This window comes from Micromonospora sp. NPDC000207, from assembly GCF_040300925.1.
Lineage (GTDB): Bacteria > Actinomycetota > Actinomycetes > Mycobacteriales > Micromonosporaceae > Micromonospora.
Genome location: NZ_JBEPEQ010000064.1, coordinates 1 through 18,494 on the forward strand (window position 1 = coordinate 1; position 18,494 = coordinate 18,494).

13 protein-coding genes are annotated in these 18,494 nt (G+C 73.7%); 5 read left to right on the top strand and 8 right to left on the bottom strand.

Annotated elements, in window-relative coordinates; genetic code table 11:
- Positions 1–285: 285 nt before the first annotated feature.
- From mnhG to ABT336_RS17010, 7 genes are all read right to left on the bottom strand, one after another.
- Positions 286–627, bottom strand: a complete 342-nt coding sequence (mnhG, locus tag ABT336_RS16980) for a monovalent cation/H(+) antiporter subunit G (RefSeq protein ID WP_350897557.1) — start codon at positions 625–627, stop codon at positions 286–288.
- Entirely contained in the window at positions 627–890 is a 264-nt protein-coding gene (locus ABT336_RS16985) for an MrpF/PhaF family protein (protein ID WP_350897558.1), read from the bottom strand. Before ABT336_RS16985 ends, mnhG begins: the two co-directional genes overlap by 1 nt.
- Positions 887–1,450: a Na+/H+ antiporter subunit E gene (locus ABT336_RS16990; protein ID WP_350897559.1), complete on the bottom strand. Its 564-nt coding sequence runs from the start codon at positions 1,448–1,450 to the stop codon at positions 887–889. Before ABT336_RS16990 ends, ABT336_RS16985 begins: the two co-directional genes overlap by 4 nt.
- Positions 1,447–2,952: a Na+/H+ antiporter subunit D gene (locus ABT336_RS16995; protein ID WP_350897584.1), complete on the bottom strand. Its 1,506-nt coding sequence runs from the start codon at positions 2,950–2,952 to the stop codon at positions 1,447–1,449. Before ABT336_RS16995 ends, ABT336_RS16990 begins: the two co-directional genes overlap by 4 nt.
- Positions 2,952–3,431: a Na(+)/H(+) antiporter subunit C gene (locus ABT336_RS17000; RefSeq protein ID WP_350897560.1), complete on the bottom strand. Its 480-nt coding sequence runs from the start codon at positions 3,429–3,431 to the stop codon at positions 2,952–2,954. The genes ABT336_RS16995 and ABT336_RS17000 overlap by 1 nt, the downstream gene beginning before the upstream one ends.
- Positions 3,428–6,274: a Na+/H+ antiporter subunit A gene (locus ABT336_RS17005; protein ID WP_350897561.1), complete on the bottom strand. Its 2,847-nt coding sequence runs from the start codon at positions 6,272–6,274 to the stop codon at positions 3,428–3,430. Before ABT336_RS17005 ends, ABT336_RS17000 begins: the two co-directional genes overlap by 4 nt.
- 212 nt (positions 6,275–6,486) lie before the next feature.
- Entirely contained in the window at positions 6,487–6,864 is a 378-nt protein-coding gene (locus tag ABT336_RS17010; protein ID WP_350897562.1) for a hypothetical protein, read from the bottom strand.
- Between the two features lie 177 nt (positions 6,865–7,041).
- Here ABT336_RS17010 and ABT336_RS17015 point away from each other — a divergent pair, with 177 nt between their 5' ends.
- Positions 7,042–11,658 carry an ATP-dependent helicase gene (locus tag ABT336_RS17015; protein WP_350897563.1) on the top strand — a complete coding sequence of 1,539 codons (4,617 nt, stop codon included), beginning with the start codon at positions 7,042–7,044 and terminating at the stop codon, positions 11,656–11,658.
- Positions 11,659–11,678: 20 nt separating this feature from the next.
- Here ABT336_RS17015 and ABT336_RS17020 read toward each other — a convergent pair whose 3' ends face one another.
- A complete protein-coding gene (locus ABT336_RS17020) occupies positions 11,679–12,305 on the bottom strand; it encodes a hypothetical protein (protein WP_350897564.1) in 627 nt (208 codons plus the stop codon).
- Positions 12,306–12,431: 126 nt separating this feature from the next.
- On the opposite strand from ABT336_RS17020, the gene ABT336_RS17025 reads away from it, so the two are divergent.
- From ABT336_RS17025 to ABT336_RS17040, 4 genes are all read left to right on the top strand, one after another.
- Complete coding sequence (locus tag ABT336_RS17025) at positions 12,432–13,223, top strand: SAM hydrolase/SAM-dependent halogenase family protein (RefSeq protein WP_350897565.1); 792 nt, start codon at positions 12,432–12,434, stop codon at positions 13,221–13,223.
- 66 nt (positions 13,224–13,289) lie between these two features.
- Positions 13,290–13,550, top strand: coding sequence for a CPCC family cysteine-rich protein (locus ABT336_RS17030; protein ID WP_350897585.1), 261 nt, complete (start codon positions 13,290–13,292; stop codon positions 13,548–13,550).
- Between the two features lie 155 nt (positions 13,551–13,705).
- Positions 13,706–14,497, top strand: a complete 792-nt coding sequence (locus tag ABT336_RS17035) for a DNA-formamidopyrimidine glycosylase family protein (protein ID WP_350897566.1) — start codon at positions 13,706–13,708, stop codon at positions 14,495–14,497.
- A gap of 265 nt (positions 14,498–14,762) precedes the next feature.
- Complete coding sequence (locus ABT336_RS17040; RefSeq protein WP_350897567.1) at positions 14,763–18,422, top strand: multicopper oxidase domain-containing protein; 3,660 nt, start codon at positions 14,763–14,765, stop codon at positions 18,420–18,422.
- Positions 18,423–18,494: the final 72 nt, after the last annotated feature.

The following is an 18,494-nucleotide window of genomic DNA, read 5'->3' on the forward strand; positions in this document are numbered from 1 at the left end:
GGGGCGGCGGTGGCGCTCGGGCCGGTCGCCAGTGTCACGGCCGTGACGGCCAGCGCGGCGATCCAGGGGGTACGGGATCTCATGGGTCCTCCGGGTCGGGAGTGGAGGCGGCCGGACCGGGTGGGCCACGGCCGACCGGTCACCGTTGATCGACAACGGACTGTGCATGAGACTGCGACCGGCATCGACAATCAGCAATACGAAAGGGGGGAATTCGTCGCAGTCCCCGAATTGGGACCGCTCGCCGGTTGTGGGGACCAATGGGGGTGGAGGTGCCCGACGGCGTCAGCCGGAGCGGCGTCCGGCGAGTTCGTCGGACTCCAACAGCGTCGGGTCGTGTCGGCCGCTGCGGTACGCCGCCCGTCCGATCATCTGGGCGGCCACCGGCGCGGTGGCCAGCTGGAACAGACCCACCACCGCCACCATGCCGAGGTCGGCCGGGGTACGCAGCCGAAGGGCCAGCCCGAGCATCGTCAGCAGCACCCCGAGGACCTGGGGTTTGGTGGCCGCGTGCATCCGGTCGAGGACGTCCGGGAAGCGCAGCAGCCCGATCCCGGCGGCGAGGGCGAGCCCGGCACCGGCCACGAGGCAGAATCCGCCGAGCCAGTCGGCGACGGTGCCGAACATCAGCCCTCCTCCCGTACGGCGAAGCGGACCAGCGCCACCGACCCGACGAATCCGAGCAGGGAGAGCACCACGAGCACCGGCAACGTGGTGGCGTGCCGGTTGACTGCCGCCTCGGCCCCGACCGCCGCGACCATGGTGGCCAGCAGCGTGTCGGCGGCGATCACCCGGTCCAGCAGCGACGGCCCCCGGTACATCCGGGTCAGGGCGAGCAGCGCGGTGGCGGAGAGCAGGATGGTGACGGCGACGGCGAGGACGGTGTTCACGGTGCGGACTCCCGGTCGGCGGTGACGAGGTTCAGTTCGGTGGCCGAGCCGACGGCCCGGACGATGCCGCGCTCCACGGCCAGGACCCGCTCCCGGTTGGCCTCGATCCCCCCGGTGCCGTCCAGGTCGAGGACGTGGACGTAGAGGATCGCCGCCTCCCGGTCCACGTCGATGATCAACGTCCCGGGGACCAGGGAGATCACCTCGGCGGTGAGCGCCAGGTTGAGGTCGGTGTGCACCCGCAGCGGCACGGCCATGATCGCGCTGCGGGGAGGCGGGCCGGGGCGTACCGCCACGGCGGCGACGTGGAGACTGGCCCGGACCAGGTCGACGGCGAAGGCGGCACCCATCGCCAGCAGGGCGCCGACGCGCAACCGCCCGCCGAAGGTGACCGGGGGCAGGGGGAAGAACACCAGGACCGCCCCGCCGACCAGGAGTCCGCCGAGCAGGTTGCCCCAGGTGACGTCCCCCCAGAGCAGGATCCAGATCGACACCAGCCAGCCGAGTGCGATGCCCTGGTCCCGCCACCGACCGAGCCGGTACCGCAGCCGCCGCCTCACGACTGCGCCCCGGGCAGGACGGCCCGCAGGTACTGGGTCCGTTCCACCAGGTCGGTGGCGGCGTCGGCGGTCACGTCGAACAGCGGTCCGGCGGCGACGGTGAGGGCCACCCCCAGCACGACCAGGGCGGCCGTGGCACCGACCATCAGGTTGGGCAGTCGACCGTTCGGTCGGGTGGTGACCAGTTCCGGGGCACGCCAGAAGGCGATGTTCCACACCCGGGAGGCCGCGTAGAGGGTGAGCAGGCTGGTCACCGTGCCGGCGGCGACCAGGACCCAGGCCAGCGGGGTGCCGTCGGCGACGCCGGCCTGGAGCAGGCCCAGCTTGCCGAGGAACCCGGAGAACGGTGGGATCCCGGCGAGGTTCATCGCGGGGACGAAGAAGAGCACTCCGAGCAGGGGGGCGACCCGGGCCAGGCCACCGATGCGGCGCAGGTCGGTGCTGCCGGCCCGGACCTCGACCAGTCCGGCCACCAGGAACAGCGTCGTCTGGATGGTGATGTGGTGGACCACGTAGAAGATCGATCCGGTGAGGCCGGCGACGGTGCTCAGCCCGACCCCGAAGATCATGTAGCCGATGTGGCTGACCAGGGTGAAGGAGAAGATCCGCTTCATGTCCGACTGGGCCACCGCGCCCAGGATCCCGACCAGCATCGTCGCCCCGGCCACCACCAGCAGCAGCGAGTCGGTCACCCCGTCGGGGAAGAGCAGGGTCTCGGTCCGGATGATGGCGTAGACGCCCACCTTGGTCAGCAGACCGGCGAACACCGCAGTCACCGGGGCGGGGGCCGTCGGGTAGCTGTCGGGCAGCCACGCCGACAGCGGGAAGACCGCCGCCTTCACCCCGAAGGCCAGCAGCAGCACCAGTTGCAGACTCAGCCGTACGCCGTCGGGGAGTTCGTCGAGCCGCTGGGCCAGTTGGGCCAGGTTCAGGGTGCCGGTGGCGGCGTACACCAGCCCCACAGCGGCCAGGAAGATCATCGACGACAGGACGCTGACCACGACGTACGTCGACCCGGTCCGGATCCGGGTCTCCGTTCCACCCAGCGTGATCAGGACGAAGCTGGCGGCCAGCAGCACCTCGAACCCGACGTACAGGTTGAACAGGTCACCGGCGAGGAACGCGTTGGTGACGCCTGCGGTCAGCACCAGGTAGGTGGGGTGGAAGATGGTGACCGGGGCGGTCTCCCCCACGTCCGCCTGCCCCTGGCCGATGGAGTAGAGCAGCACGCAGAGGGTCACCGCGGCCGAGACGACCAGCAGGAGCGCGGCCAGTTCGTCGGCGACCAGGACGATGCCGACCGGGGCCTCCCACCCGCCGACGTGCATGACCACCGGCCCGAACCGGTACGCCTGCACCAGGAGCACCACGGCGACGGCCATCGTGGTGGCGAGCACCACGACGCTGACCATCCGCTGCGCCCGGGGACTGTCGGAGAGCAGCAGGGTCACGGCGGCACCGAGCAACGGCACCACCACCGGCAGCGGGACCAGCGCCGACATCATCGGGGGCCTCCGCCGGGGGGATGCCGGGGTGGCGGCGGGTCGACCTGCTCGGGGTCGCTGTCGGGACCCTCCCCACCGAGGTCGGCGGCGGGGAGTTCGTTGCGCGCGGCCAACTGGACCACCTGCCGGTCCTCCACGTCGTCCTGCACCTCGTCGTTGCCGGTCAGGTACCAGCTCCGATAGGCCACGGCGAGCAGGAAGGCGGTGAACCCGAAGGTGATGACGATGGCGGTGAGCACCATTGCCTGCGGCAACGGGTCGCTCATCTGCTCGATCGGGCCGGTGCCCACCACCGGCGCGCCGCCCGCCCGGCCACCGACCAGGATCAGCAGGTTGACCCCGTTGCCGATCAGGATGACGCCGAGCAGGATCCGGGTCAGGCTCCGCTCCAGCAGGAGGGTCACCCCCGTCGTCACCAGCACCGCGACGGCGAGGATCAGCACCAGCGTCGGCCCCTCGACGCCCGCCGTCCTCACGGCCCGCTCCCCGACCGGCCGACCAGCGGCCCCCGCCCCGACCCCCCGGCGGCCTCGATGTGCCGGTCCACCTCGGCACCGAGGCTGCGCAGGATGTCCAACGACAGCCCGACCACCACCAGGTACACGCCGACGTCGAAGAAGACCGACGTCACCAGGTACACCTGCCCGACGACGGGCAGGGTGGCCGAGATCGTCGTGCTCTCCAGGACCGCCCCGCCGGCCACCAGGGCGACCACCCCGGTCCCGACGGCCACGGCCAGCCCGGCGCCGAGGACCGCCCCGGCGCTCACCGGCATCGCCTCGGCCAGTTCGTACCGGCCGCCGGCCAGATAGCGGACGGCGAGGGCGAGGCTGACCACCAGCCCTCCGGCGAAACCTCCCCCGGGGGCGTTGTGTCCGGACAGGAGCAGGAAGAACGAGAAGAGCACGAGGGTGTGGAAGAGCAGCCGGGTGACCACCTCGAAGACGATCGACCGCTGCTGGTGCCGCAGGGTCGCCCCACCCCGCAGCCACACCGGGCGTTGCGGGGGACGCGGTCCCTCGGGCGGCCGGACCCGCTCGGGCCGTCGGGGGCGGGGACCGGTCCGGGACCGTTGGAAGACCAGGCTCGCCACCCCGGTCGCGGCCACCACCAGCACCGAGAGTTCCCCCATGGTGTCCCAGGCCCGGATGTCGACGAGGGTCACGTTGACCACGTTGCGCCCGTGTCCCTCGCTGACCGCCAGGTCCGGGAAGGCCAGCGAGTCCGCGGGTGCCTGTCGGGCGGCGGCGGCGGTGAGGGCGAGACCGGCGACGACCACCCCCGCCGCGACGCCGATCCCCCGCCGGATCCACCGGTCCCGGCGTAGTGGCCGGTCCGAGAACCGGTCCGGCAGTCGGCGCAGCACCAGGACGAAGACCGCGATGGTCGCCGTCTCCACGAGGAACTGGGTAAGTGCCAGGTCCGGCGCTCCGTAGAGGACGAACAGCATCGCGCTGCCGTAGCCGGTGACCCCGGTCAGCAGCATCGCGGTCAGGCGTCGTCGCGCGCCGACGGCGAGTACGGCGGCGACCGCCACGACCGCGACGACGACGAGTTGCAGGGGGGTGTCCCAGATCGCGACCCAGCTGCGCCAGGGGTGGGCCGTCACCATCGCGGTGCCCGGCACCGCCACCAGGACGAGCAGGATCGTGCCCAGGTACAGCGGCAGTGAGCCCCGCTGGGTGGCCCCGGTGACCTCGATGGCGAGCCAGTCGAACCGACGGACCAGCCGCTCGTACCCCTGCTGGCCGTCGATCGGGGCGCGCAGCCGGGCCAGCGCCGGGGCCAGCGGACCGCGCCACGCGAAGAGCAGCCCGCCGCCGACCAGGGCGAGGGCCGACAGGCCGAGCGCCGGGGTGAGGCCGTGCCAGAGCGCCAGGTGTTCGCCGGGACTACCGAACAGCTCCGCGTACGGGCGCAGCAGGTCGTCGAGTCCACCGGCGAGTGCCCCGGCGACCAGCCCGAACCCGGCGAGCAGCGCCGGGGGCACCAGCATCGGCAGGTTCGACGCGGCCGGCTCGGTCGACGCGACGCCGGGCTTGGTGGCGAAGGCGCCCCAGAGGAACCGGATGCTGTAGGCGACGGTGAGGACGGTGCCCAGGACCAGGCCGGCGAGGACCACCGGCCGGTCGGTGAAGGCGGCGAAGATCGCCTCCTTGGCGACGAACCCGATCAGGGGCGGCACGCCCGCCATCGAGGCGGCGGCGAGCACCGCCACGGTGCACAGCACCGGGGCGCGACGGCCGAGCCCGCTGAGCCGGTCCACCTCACGGGTGCCGGTGGTGTGGTCGACCACCCCGACGACGAGGAACAGGGCCGCCTTGAACGCGGCGTGGGCGAGCAGCATCGCGGCGGCTGCCAACGCGGCGTCCGGGCTGCCCGCCCCGGTCGCCACCACGAGGAGACCGAGTTGGCTGACCGTCCCGTACGCCAGGAGCAGTTTCAGGTCGGTCTGGCGCAGCGCGGCCCACCCGCCGAGGACCATGGTGGCCACCCCGGCCGCGAAGACCACGGGGCGCCACGGGCCGACGGTGGCGAGCACCGGCGCCACCAGCCCGATCAGGTAGACCCCCGCCTTGACCATCGCCGCCGCGTGCAGGTACGCGCTGACCGGGGTGGGGGCCGCCATCGCCGCCGGCAGCCAGGAGCTGAACGGGATGATCGCCGACTTGGAGAGCGCACCGGCGAGGATCAGCAGGACCGCGACGACCAGTGACGCGCCTCCGGGCAGTGGCGCGGCGCTGATCTCCGACCAGCGGTAGCTGCCGGCGTGCGCGCCGAGCATGAGCACCCCGACCAGCATGGCCAGGCCGCCGAGGGTGGTCACGATCAGCGCCTGGGCCGCCGCCCACCGGCTCGTCCGGCGTTCGGTGCTGTGCCCGATCAGCAGGTACGAGAAGACTGTGGTGAGTTCCCAGCCGACGTAGAGCAGCAGCAGGTCGTCGGCGAGGACCAGGACGAGCATCGCCCCGGCGAAGGCGACCAGGACCCCGGCGAACCGGGCCAACCCGATCGATCCCGGCTCGAAGTACCGGGAGCAGTAGATCAGCACCAACGCGCCGACCCCGCCGACCAGCAGGGTCATCAGCCAGGACAGGGTGGTGAGCCGGAAGGTCAGGTCCAGACCGAGCTGCCCGATCCAGTGGTACGTCTCGACCACCGTCGCCCCGTCGCGGACCTGTGGGGTACGCAGCAGCGCCCAGCCGAAGGCGGCGGCCGGGGCCAGGGCGAGCGGCCAGCACGCCCGGGGGCCCCACCACCGCACCAGCAGCGGCGCGACGAGCGCCGCCAGCAGGTGAAGGATCAGCAGGGCCAGCACGGGTGCTCCAGGTCGACGCGGGGGCGCTCGGGCGGGCCTCTCCGGTACGGGGCCTCTGTCCCGATCACACGCCAGATCGTCGCCAGTCGGGGGCTTTTACGTAATAAATCCGCTTTTGGTGGCTCGGCCGATCGATCGTTCGGTTGGCCGGGCGGGCGGTTGCCAGGCGGGTGGGCGGCCGGGCGGTCGGGCGGCCAGTCGGTCGGTCGGCCTCAGCCGAGGAGGGCGTCGCCGGGTGCCCGGGCCGACCCGCCGGCCGGGTACGCCTCGACCACCAGATCCGGCCGGTTGAGGTGGAGCACCACCCGGTTGACCACCCGGTGGGCGGCGGACAGGGACCGCACCGACAGCATCCGGCCCCGACTCTCCCGACGGAGCACGAAGAAGTGCACGGCGGCCCGGACCTGCCCCCGGTCGGCGGCGCTGGCCTGCGCCGTGCAGACGACCAGCTCCCGAAGGCACCCGGCGAGCCGCTCGGCCAACTCCAGCTCGGCACCGTGCAGACCACCCCGGAGGGCAGCGAGGTGACTGTCGACCTTACGGATGAGCACGTCGGTGCCAGACCAGGAGGAACGGCCCTCGACGGTCATCGCCCACTCCCCCCGACACCACGTTGCGAGTGAAGTTACGGTAAGTTGCAACTCACGTGCAAGCAGTTAAGTGAGACTTAACGCTCCAAAAACTCAACTGGCGGCTTTCAGGTCCCTCTCGGACAGAACAGCGTCGACCGTCCCGGGATTGTCACAGCCGCGAGGCACGATGGGGTGGTGACAGGCAGCGAGGACAGGGGTGGGGTGCTCGACGGGTTCGCCCCGGCCACCCGGGAGTGGTTCTCCGCCGCGTTCGCCCACCCCACCGCCGCCCAGACCGGCGCCTGGCGGTCGGTGGCCGCCGGACGCAACGCGTTGGTGGTCGCCCCGACCGGGTCCGGCAAGACCCTGGCCGCGTTCCTGTGGTCACTCGACCGGATCGCCGACGCCCCCGCCCCGACCGACCCCCGACAGCGGTGTCGGGTGCTCTACGTCAGTCCGCTCAAGGCCCTGGCCGTCGACGTCGAACGCAACCTGCGGGCACCGTTGGCCGGCATCCGACAGGCCGCCACCCGGCTCGGGGTGGCACCACCGGAGATCACCGTCGGAATGCGGACCGGTGACACCCCGGCCGACGAGCGGCGGGCGTTCGCCCGTACCCCGCCGGACATCCTGATCACCACGCCGGAGTCGCTGTTCCTGATCCTCACCTCGGCGGCCCGGGACTCCCTGCGCGGTGTGCAGACAGTGATCCTCGACGAGGTGCACGCGGTGGCCGGCACGAAGCGCGGTGCCCACCTCGCGCTCTCCCTGGAGCGCCTCGACGCCCTGCTGCCCGCCCCCGCCCAGCGGATCGGGCTCTCCGCGACAGTCCGACCGGTGGACACCTGCGCCCGGTTCCTCGGCGGGTCCCGGCCGGTGGACGTGGTCCAGCCGACCACCGACAAGACCATCGAGGTCACCGTCCAGGTGCCTGTCGAGGACATGACCCGGCTGGAGACCCGGGAGGAGCCCGTCGACGACCTCGGCGGGCCGGGGCCGCGCCGGGCCTCGATCTGGCCCGCCGTGGAGGAACGCGTCCTGGGGCTGATCCGGGCGCACCGGTCGACGATCGTCTTCACCAACTCCCGACGCGGGGCCGAACGGCTCTGTGCCCGACTCAACGAACTCGCCGCCGAGGAGTCCGAGGCGGCGCGACCACCCCTGGACCCGCCACCGTCGGGGATCACCCCGCCGGGTCCGTCGGACGGCGGGACGGGTCGACGCGGACGGCCGCCTGCCGAGGTGATGGCACAGTCCGGGGCCGCCGCCGGGGCGGACCCTGTGATCGCCCGCGCCCACCACGGGAGCGTGTCCCGGGAGGAACGACGGCAGATCGAGGAGGCGCTCAAGGCGGGCCGTCTCCCCGCCGTGGTGGCCACCTCCAGCCTGGAGCTCGGCATCGACATGGGCGCCGTCGACCTGGTGGTGCAGATCGAGGCGCCGCCCAGCGTGGCCGCCGGCCTCCAGCGGGTGGGTCGGGCCGGGCACCAGGTCGGGGCGGTCTCCCGTGGGGTGGTCTTCCCCAAGCACCGGGGCGACCTGCTCTCCTGCACCGTGGTGGCCGAGCGGATGGCGCAGGGGGCGATCGAGGAGCTTCACCCCCCGCGCAACCCGTTGGACGTGCTGGCCCAGCAGATCGTGGCGATGGTGGCCCTGGAGCCGTGGCACCTCGTCGACCTGGCCACCCTGGTCCGCCGGGCCGCTCCCTTCGCCGACCTGCCCGACTCGGCGCTGCACGCGGTGGTGGACATGCTCGCCGGCAGATACCCCTCCACCGCCTTCGCCGAGCTGCGGCCCCGCCTGGTCTGGGACCGGGTCACCGACACCCTCACCGGTCGACCCGGTGCCCAGCGACTCGCGGTCACCAGCGGCGGCACCATTCCCGACCGGGGACTGTTCGGGGTCTTCCTCGCCGGTGCCGAACGGGCGGCCCGGGTCGGCGAGCTGGACGAGGAGATGGTCTACGAGTCCCGGGTCGGCGACGTCTTCCTGCTCGGCTCCTCATCCTGGCGGATCGAGGAGATCACCCCGGACCGGGTGCTCGTCACCCCCGCCCCCGGCCAGGCCGCCCGGATGCCGTTCTGGAAGGGCGACAACGCCGGTCGCCCGGTCGAGCTGGGACGGGCCATCGGGACCCGGGTCCGGGCGCTGTTGCGCCGCGACGACGAGACGGCGGTGGCCGCGCTGCGCGCCGGTGGGCTCGACGACTGGGCCGCCGGGAACCTGCTGGCGTACCTGCGGGAGCAGCAGGCCGCGACCCGGTCCCTGCCGGACGACCGGACGGTGGTGGTGGAACGGTTCCGCGACGAGCTGGGCGACTGGCGGCTGGCGGTGCACTGCCTGCTCGGCGCCCGGGTCAACGGGCCGTGGTCGCTGGCGATCGCCCGGCGGCTCGCCGAACGGTACGGGGTGGACGCCCAGGTGATGCCCTCCGACGACGGGATCGTGGTCCGGCTGCCCGACACCGCCGACGAGCCGCCCGGCGCGGACGTGGTCGCGTTCGACCCCGACGAGATCGCCCAACTCGTCGAGGAGTCGGTGGGCACCTCGGCGTTGTTCGCCTCCCGGTTCCGGGAGTGCGCGGCCCGCGCCCTCCTGCTGCCCCGCCGTGACCCGCGCCGACGTCAACCGCTGTGGCAGCAACGACAGCGCGCCGCCCACCTGCTCGACGTGGCCCGGGAGTACGCCGACTTCCCGGTCACGTTGGAGGCGGCCCGGGAGTGTCTCCAGGACGTCTTCGACCAACCCGCGCTGTCCCAGCTGATGCGCGACCTGGCCGCCCGCCGGATCCGGCTGGTCGAGGTGGTCACCGACCGTCCCTCGCCGTTCGCCCGTTCACTGCTCTTCGGGTACGTCGGCGCGTTCCTCTACGAGGGGGACGCACCCCTGGCCGAACGCCGGGCCGCCGCCCTCTCCCTCGACTCGGCCCTGCTCGGCGAGCTGCTCGGCCGGGTCGACCTGCGGGAACTGCTCGACCCGGCGGTGCTCGACGAGACCGGTCGGCAACTGCGGTGGCTGACCGACAACCGTCGCCCCCGAGACGCCGAGGACGTCGTGGAGCTCCTGCGGGTGCTCGGTGACCTCTCCGACCCGGAGCTGGCCGAACGGGGTGTGCCGACAGACTGGCCGGTCGAGCTGGCGGCGGCCCGGCGGGTGCTGCGGATCAGGGTGGCCGGACAGGACCGGTGGATCGGTGTCGAGGACGCCGCCCGGTTCCGCGACGCCCTCGGGGTGGCCCTGCCGGTCGGGGTCGCCGAGGCGTACCTGGAACCGGTGTCCGATCCGCTCGGCGACCTGGTCGCCCGCTACTCCCGTACGCACGGCCCGTTCGCCGCCGCCACCTGCGCGGCCCGGTTCGGGCTCGGGGTCGCGGTGGTGGAGCAGGCACTGCGCCGGATGGCCGCCACCGGCCGGGTGGTCTCCGGCGAGTTCACCCCGGACGGGGTCGGCACCCAGTGGTGCGACGCGGAGGTGTTGCGGCTGCTGCGCCGGCGGTCCCTGGCCGCGCTGCGCCGGGAGATCGAACCGGTGCCGCCGACCGCCCTGGCCACCTTCCTGCCCCGGTGGCAGCAGGTCGGTTCGTCGGCTCGGGGGGTGGAGGGGCTGGCCGCCGCGGTGGAGCAGCTCCAGGGTGCGGCGGTGCCCGCCTCCGCCCTGGAACGGCTGGTGCTTCCCGGCCGGGTGGCCGACTACTCCCCCGCCCACCTCGACGAGCTCTGCGCCAGTGGGGAGGTGCTCTGGGCCGGGTCCGGGGCGATCAGCGGCGGGGACGGGTGGGTCACCCTGGCGTACGCCGACACGGCACCCCTGCTGCTGCCCCCGCCGGACGAGGCGCTGGCCCGTACGCCGGAACACGACGCCGTCCTCGACGCCCTCGCCGACGGTCAGGCGCTGTTCTTCCGTACCCTCTCCGACCGGGTCGGGTCGACCGACGACGCGGCGCTGACCGGTGTGCTCTGGGACCTGGTCTGGGCCGGGCACCTCACCAACGACACCCTCGCCCCGTTGCGGGCGCTGCTCGGGGGCGGGGGTGCCCACCGGGCCCGACCGCCCGCCGGGCGGACCCGGTACCGGCGGCCGGGTCGACCTGCCCTCCCCGCCCGGGGTGGGCCGCCGACAGTGGCCGGACGCTGGTCCCGGCTCCCCGAACGGGACACCGACCCGACCCGGCGGGCGGCGGCCCTCGCCGACGTCCTGCTGGACCGGCACGGGGTGGTCACCCGGGGCGCCGTCGTCGCCGAGCAGGTGGTCGGCGGTTTCGCAGCGGTGTACCCGGTGCTGGCCGGGTTGGAGGAACGGGGCGCCGCACGACGGGGCTACTTCGTGGCGGGGCTCGGGGCGGCGCAGTTCGCGGTCCCCGGGGCGGTGGACCGGATCCGGGCGACAGCCGAGAAGGTCGACGACGGCCGGGGGCGGGTCGGGTCCGCACTGGTCCTGGCGGCGACCGACCCGGCCAACCCGTACGGCGCGGCGCTGCCCTGGCCCGATCGGGCCGCCGACACCGGCACGGGCACCGCCACGACCACCGGTCACCGGGCCGGCCGCAAGGCGGGGGCGATAGTGGTGCTGGTCGGCGGTGACCTGGCCCTCTACGTCGAGCGGGGCGGCCGGACCCTGCTCTCCTTCAGCGACGACCCGGAGGCGTTGACGGCTGCCGGGAAGGCGCTCGCCGACGCCGTCCACTCGGGAGCGTTGGGGGCGCTGTCGGTCGAGCGGGCGGACGGGGAGGCGGTGCGGTCGTCCCCGCTGAGCGACGCCCTGACCGCCGCCGGGTTCCGCGCCACCCCACGTGGTCTGCGGCTGCGCGGCTGACCTCCGGCGGGGTGCCCGACTCAGCGCAGGTCGGCGAGGACCCTGTCGTACCTGGCCCGCTCGGCGGTGGGGGTGCTGGTGCCCAGGTAGTTGAGGACCACGCTGCCGTCCCGGTAGGACGCTCCGCTCCAGGTGTCGGCGATGTCCCCGGCGCTGGTCTCGTCGGGGAAGACGTAGATCCGGACGGCGTCGGTGGTGATCAGCTCCGAGCAGCCGAGGCCGAGCCCGTCCGGTCCACAGTCGATCGACTTGTCCTTGACGTTCGACACCTTCAGCCCGGCGGCCCGGAAGGCGGCGACCACCTGTCGGGCGCTGGGGGCGGCGGCGGGCCGGGGCGGCAGCACGACCGGCGGAGGACTGGTCTGCGGGCGGGCCGTGGAGGCCCCGGGTGGGGCGGTAGCGGCGGTCGGCGCCGGCGCGGCAGGGGTGGCCGGGGCGGCCGTCGGGGGGTTGCCCGTGGGGCTCGGTGCCGCCGAGGGGTCGGCGGGTGGCTCGACCGGCACGGTGGCGGGGGCCGGCGGCGCGGTGGTGGGCGGGGCCTGATCGGCCTGCGGGAGGTCCCGCGACGAGTCCCCACAGGCGGTGACGCCGGCGACCAGCGCACCGAGCAGCACGACGGCGGGCAGGGTCCGGATGCGACTGTTCACGTGAGGAAGTGTGCCCGACCCGGATGCCGGCCCGGCAGGGGCCGGTCGGTCCGCAGTGGTGTCGTCCTGGCGTCACCGGTGCCCGAACCGGGCCCCCCGTACCGTCGGGCGGGCTAGCCTTCGGGCATGGCGGAACCCTCCTGGATCTCGTTGACCACCGACTACGGCCTGACCGACGGCTTCGTGGCCGCCTGCCACGGGGTGATCGGCCGACTCGCTCCGCAGGCCCGGGTGATCGACGTGACCCACCTGATCCCACCGGCCGACGTGCGCCGGGGCGCGGCGGTGCTCGCCCAGACCGTGCCGTACCTGCCGTGGGGGGTGCACGTGGCGGTGGTGGACCCGGGGGTGGGGACCCGTCGACGTGGCATCGCCGTCGCCACCGAGGGCGGGTTGCTCGTCGGCCCGGACAACGGGCTGCTGGTGGAGGCCGCCGAGGCGTTGGGCGGGATCGACCGGGTGGTCGAGTTGTCCAGCCCGGGCTGGTTGGCCCCGCAGGTCTCCCGGACCTTCCACGGCCGGGACGTCTTCGCTCCGGTGGCGGCCCGACTGGCCACCGGTTCCCCGCTCGCCGACGCCGGTCCGGCTGTCGACCCGGCCGACCTGGTCCGGCTCACCCCGCCGACGGTCCGGGTCACCGCCGGGGTCCTCACCGCCGAGATATCCATAGTGGACCAGTTCGGCAACGTCCAGCTCGCCGCCGAGGGCGGGCTGCTCGACCCGCTCCCCGACACCGTCGTCGTCGCCGGGCACGTCGCCGTACGCGGGCGGACCTTCGCCGACGCCAACCCCGGTGCCCTGGTGGTGTACGTCGACTCGGCCGATCGGGTGGCTGTGGCGGTGAACGGTGGACGGGCGGTGGACCTGCTGGCGGTCCGGGTCGGTGATCTGCTGACCGTCACGGGCGGGTGGGGCTGAGCGTCACCGGCCGGTGGCGGTGTGCCGAGGAATCGGTATGCTCCCGTGCTCCTGTCCGATCCGCGGATGTGGAATGCTGCCCCGGTGGGTGACCAATGGGTTCCGCCAGTCTGTCCCTGTTGCGCCTGTCGCACCGGCGGTGGCACGTGTCCGGTCTGTTTCTGGACCGACGACGGCCAGAGTGACGCCGACGCCGACGTGGTGCGGGGCGGCGCCAACGGAGACCTGAGTCTGGCGCACGCGCGGCTGAACTACGCCGTCTACGGTGCCAGCCACCCTCGCTACCAGGACATGGTTCGTCCACCGCGTCCGGAGGAGCGCCGCTGACCGGCGTTGCGGCCCCCGCACGGGCGGACCGACCCGTGCCGCCGACGTCGCCGCGGCCCTCGAACCCGTCGCCCTGACGGCGTTGCGGCCCCTCGTCGGGGCGGACTCGCCCCGGGTGGTGGGCGGGGTCGGTGCGGGCGGGGCAGGATGAGGGGGTGCCCGAGGGTGACACCGTCTGGAACACCGCTCGCGTCCTGCACCGGGCGTTGGCGGGTGCCCGGCTGACCGGCAGCGACTTCCGGGTGCCGCAGCTGGCAGCTGTCGACCTCGCCGGGTGGACGGTCCGTGAGTCGGCCAGCCGGGGCAAGCACCTGCTGCTGCGCCTGGTCGGCCCCGACGACGAGCGCCGTACCCTGCACTCGCATCTGCGGATGGAGGGCGCCTGGCGGGCGTACGCGCCGGGGGAGCGCTGGACCGCCCGCCCTGCGCACCTGATCCGGGTGGTGTTGCACGGTCCGGACGCGGTGGCCGTCGGATACCACCTGCACGAGGTGGCGTTGGTGCCGACCGCCGAGGAGGAGAACCTGGTCGGGTCGCTCGGCCCGGACCTGTTGGGGGCGGACTGGGACCCGGCGGAGGCGGTGCGTCGGCTGGCCGCCGGACCGGAGGTCACGGTCGCCGAGGCGTTGTTGGACCAGCGCAACCTCGCCGGGGTGGGCAACCTGTACAAGTGCGAGGTGTTGTTCCTGCGGGGGGTCTGGCCGTGGACGCCGGTCGGGGCGGTGGCCGACCTGCCGGGCCTGGTGGGGCTCGCCCACCGGCTGCTCGCCGCGAACCGGGGCCGGTGGACGCAGAGCACCACCGGGTCGCTGCACCGGGGTCAGACGAGCTGGGTGTACGGCCGCCGCGCCCAACCCTGCCGACGCTGCGGCACGGCGATCGCCAAGCGGGAACTGGGCGAGCGGGTGACCTACTGGTGCCCGGTCTGCCAGCCGGAGCCGACCTGACCTTCCGGCGGCTGCGACGCTCCGACACGGCAGCGGTCGCGACACTCCGACACGCGCGGCCGGTGGTGATCCTCCGACACGCCGCCCCCCGGTGGTGACGTTCCGACAAGCCCCGACCGGGCGGGCGATTTTCGGACGATTGGGTAGTTCCTCCCGATCATCAGACCGTCGCATTCTGTTGTCGGGCGACTACGTCGCGCCCACCGCTCACCTCGACCGGCCGCAGGGCGGCGTCCGGTCGCGGGTGCCGTGACCCGGGAGCGCCATGGCCATCTTCCGCAGACTCCGCTCCACCTGGCTGCTGCGGCCCACCCGCAGCGGCACGGACCGACGGCCGGTGCCGGCCGCCCGGACCCCCGACCCGGCGACGCCGACGACCACCGGCAGCCTCGATCCGCAGGTGGCACCCCGGTGGTACGGCCCGGTGCCGAACTTCGCCACCAGTCCCCGGCCGGAGGTCGACGCCGCCGGTCGGGTGGTCGGCGGCACAGGTGTCCGCAAGTTCGTCGACGCCCTCCCGCTGCCCGGTCCGCACGGACGCAACGCCCTCGGCGGGCACCTGCCGGTGGCCGTTCCCGACACCATCACCTACCCCGGCTGCGACTACTACGAGATCGGGTTGCAGGAGTACCGGCAGCGGTTGCACCGGGATCTGCCCGCCACCAGGTTGCGCGGCTACCGGCAGCTGAACCTCGGCACCGACCCGACCGGGCACAACACCGTCCACCCGCCGGACCGGCCGTACCTGCACGGGCCGTTGATCGCCGCGCGCCGGGGGCGGCCGGTACGGATCAAGTTCATCAACCAGCTGCCGACCGGGCCCGCCGGAGACCTGTTCCTCCCTGTCGACCCGACCCTCGACGGGGCGGGCCCGGGGCCGCTGGACGGTCCGGCTCCCTATCCACAGAACCGGGCGGTGCCCCACCTGGCCGGGGCGCAGACCGGCTGGATCAGCGCCGGCAACCCCCTGCACTGGGTGACCCCGGCCGGCGAGATCACCCCGTACCCGACCGGGGTGGGGCTGACCCACGTGCCGGACATGCCGGACCCGGGCTCCGGCTCCACCACGCTGTACTTCCCCAACAGCCAGAGCGGCCGGCTGATGTGGCTGCACGACAACACCCTGGGGTTGTCCCGGCTCACCGTCTACTCCGGGCAGCTCGCGCCGTACCTGCTCACCGACGCCGTCGAGGAGGAGCTGGTGGCCGACGGGGTGCTCCCCGCCGAGCAGCTGCCGCTGGTCATCCAGGACAAGACCTTCGTGCCCGACGACGCCCAACTCGCCGCCGAGGACCCGACCTGGGACCGGAGCCGGTGGGGGTCCCGTGGCGACCTGTGGCACCCGCACGTCTACCAGCCCCGACAGAACCCGTACCACCCGTCGGGGCGCAACCCGACCGGCAGGTGGGACTACGGTCCGTGGTCGCGGGAGGCGGTGGCCGGGCCCTCCACCGCCGACCCGGCGGGCGTTGACACCGGGCCGGCGGCCCCGGTACCGAACCCCCACCACGACCCGGCCACCGCCCCCGACGAACCGCCGCTGGCCCCGGGGGTCCCGCACCCCGGGGCGGTGCCCGAGGCGTACGGCGACACCCCCGTCGTCAACGGGTGCGCCTACCCGTACCTGGTGGTCCGGCCGAAGGCGTACCGGTTCCGGATCCTCAACGCCTGCGCGGACCGGAGCCTGAACCTCCAGCTCTACCGGGCCGACTCGGACGCTGCGATGTGGCGGCCCGACGGCAGCCTCGCCGACCCCGATGCCGGTGAGGTACCGATGGTGGAGGCGGTCCGGACCCTCGACCGACCGCCGCGCTGGCCCACCGACGGGCGGGTCGGAGGGGTTCCCGACCCCCTCGCCGCCGGCCCGGACCTGGTGCAGATCGGCAACGAGGGCGGGCTCCTCCCGGCCCCCGTGGTGCTTCCCGCGCAGCCGATCGGGTACCGGTACGACAGGCAGGACCCGACGGTGTTGAACGTGGACTCCCACGCCCTGCTCCTGGCCCCCGGCGAGCGGGCCGACGTGGTGGTCGACTTCTCCACTGTCACCCCCGGCAGCGTGTTGATCCTCTACAACGACTGTCCCGCCCCGCTGCCCTGCCTCGACCCCCGCTACGACCACCACACCGGCGGCCCCGACCAGCGCGACGTCGGCGGCCCACCACCGACCCGCCCCGGGTACGGGCCGAACACCCGGACCCTGCTCCAGATCAGGGTCGAGGGCGAGGCCGACGAGGCGTACGACCTGGCCCGGCTGACCGAACGGCTGCCGAGGGCGTACGCGGTCGCCCAGCGCCCCCCGATCGTGCCCCAGCCCGCGTACGACAGGGCGTTCGACACCCGTACCGCCCGGGAGACCCGGGTGACGGTGCACGCCACGACCGTGGAGTTCACCCCGGTCGGGGCGATCGAGGCGGTCACCCTGCCCCTGGCGGTCAAGGGCGTGCAGGAGGTGTTCGAGCGCCGACACGGCCGTCGGACCGGCCGCCTCGGGGTGGGCAACCCGCACGGCGGGCCGCTGAACCCGGCGATCATTGCGCTCGGCCCCACCGACCCGGCCACCGAGATCCTCTACGCCGGCGACCCGGCGGCCCCCGTCGGTGGCCCCGACGACGGCACCCAACTGTGGCGGATCGTCGGCACCGACCGGATCACCCACCCGCTGCACCTGACCGGGTGCGACTTCCAGGTGGTCAACCGGGTCGGCTGGGACGGCACCGTCCGCCCCCCGCACCCCGCCGAGCTGGGCTGGAAGGACACCGTCCGGGTCAACCCCCGCGAGGACGTGGTGATCGCGCTGCGCCCTGTCGCCCCGGTGCTGCCGTTCACGCTCGGCGACAGCGTACGGCTGCTCGACCCGCTGCGCCCGGCCGGTGACCGTACCGGCGGGACGGGGACCAGCCCGTTCGACGGTGGCCCGGCGAGGGTGGTCAACCAGATGGTGAACCTGGGGTGGGAGTTCCGCTGGCAGAGCACCCTCGCCGGTCACCGGGACCAGGGCATGACCCGCCCCCTGGTGCTGCGGGTCTCGCCCCGGGCGCCGTCCGGCCTGACCGCTACCCCGGTTCCGGGGACCTCGACCCGACTGCCGGCGATCGACCTGACCTGGACCGGCAACGGCAGTCGACCGGCGGCCACCAGCCACCGGTTGGAGCGGGCCACCGACGCGGCCTTCACCGAGGGGGTGACCGCCCTGACGGTGGCCGGCACGGCGAACCGCTACACCGACGCCACCGTCACCCCGGGGGTGACCTACCACTACCGGCTCCGGGCGGAGAACAACGCCGGCTGCTCGGCCTGGTCGAACAGCGTCCTCGTCGCGGTCCGGATGAACCCGCCGACCGGGCTGGCGGCGGCGGTCCCGGCCGCCGCCCCGTTGCGGGTCTCCCTGGGCTGGACCAACCGTTCCTTCGCCACCGGGGTCGACGTGCAGCGGGCCACCAACCCGACCTTCACCAGCGGTCCCGTCACCACCGCGATCGGGGTCGGCGAGACCCACCTGGACGCCGTGGTCGCGTCGGACACCACCTACTACTACCGGGTACGCGCCACCTACCTCGGTGCAGTCTCCCCCTGGTCGACGGTGACCACTGTGACGACGCCCCCGGTGCCCGGGTTGCCGCACTCCGTCGCCGCCACCGCCGCCGCCCCCGCCCCGGACACCGCCACCGTGACCGTGACCTGGTCCTGCGGCACCCCGGCCGGGGCCGGTTCGGGGTTCGTCGTCCAGCGGGCCACCGATCCCCGGTTCACCCGGGACCTGGCCGCCTTCACCGTCACCGGGCGCGGGTTCACGAACAGCGGGCTGTCCCGGGGTACGACGTACTTCTACCGGGTCCGGTCGTTCAACGTCGTCGGCAGTTCCCCGTTCACCGGCCCCCTCCCGGTCACCACACCGGCACCCGACCAACCCCGACCAAATGAGTGACCTGCATCACATCGCTGCCTCATGAACCGTCGGCTCCCGCAAACGTCGGAGAGGGGGCCGACACCGCAGAGG